This window comes from Sulfoacidibacillus ferrooxidans (assembly GCF_022606465.1).
Classification (GTDB): domain Bacteria; phylum Bacillota; class Bacilli; order Alicyclobacillales; family SLC66; genus Sulfoacidibacillus; species Sulfoacidibacillus ferrooxidans.
Map to the genome: position 1 here is coordinate 1 of NZ_JALBUF010000071.1, position 656 is coordinate 656.

The window sequence follows — 656 nt, forward strand, 5'->3', positions numbered from 1 at the left end:
TCAGCTGTCGCCGTGATCACCACTTGATTCTGTACATAGCCGACTTGACTCTGTACATCGGAAAATAGACCACCTTGTTCTAAGTCATTGAGTTGCAAGTCCCAATTCGTTTGCGCTGCGCTCACAGCAGGTGCCACTTGGAGCGTGAAACCACCCTGATACGTGCCAAACGTGGGTGTGGCGGACGTGGTCGTTGTTTGTGTGACTTGCGACTGCCCTGCATACGCAGCACGATTGACCGCGTTTTGAAGCGTCTCATATCCCACTACCGCCGTCCCTGCCCAAAAAAGCACAGGGAGCAAAACGGCAGATAGGGCCACGTTGAGCCACGAAAACCCTAAAGGTTCAAAGAAACCGCCGCGTTCCTCTTGCCAAAACCTGTTCATGCGCCATCACCCGTATACTGTGTTTCGTTATAGTAGGTGGCTGTTTCTTGTATAGGAATCGTCGCAGCAAGAGGTTGGCCGCCGATCAGCGTGAATGCACGATCAAAGGGAAGAGGCACGTTGTATGTGATGGAAACGGTAGCTTCAGGCGTTTGCGATCCGGTTTGCACATTGTATCCTGTACCGCTTTGCACGTTTTGAACGGTGAATAAGGTTTGTCCATCCCAGGTAACAGGCAAGTTCGCACTCGCTAAGTCTTGCGTGATTTCT

2 protein-coding genes are annotated in these 656 nt (G+C 51.5%); both read right to left on the reverse strand.

What is annotated here, in order from left to right; all coding sequences use genetic code 11:
• Positions 1-386: hypothetical protein (locus MM817_RS17700; RefSeq protein ID WP_241717125.1), on the reverse strand; the 386-nt coding region annotated here is incomplete at its 3' end.
• A partial coding sequence (locus tag MM817_RS17705; protein WP_241717127.1) for a hypothetical protein occupies positions 383-656 on the reverse strand: 274 nt, incomplete at its 5' end. The genes MM817_RS17705 and MM817_RS17700, both read right to left, overlap by 4 nt.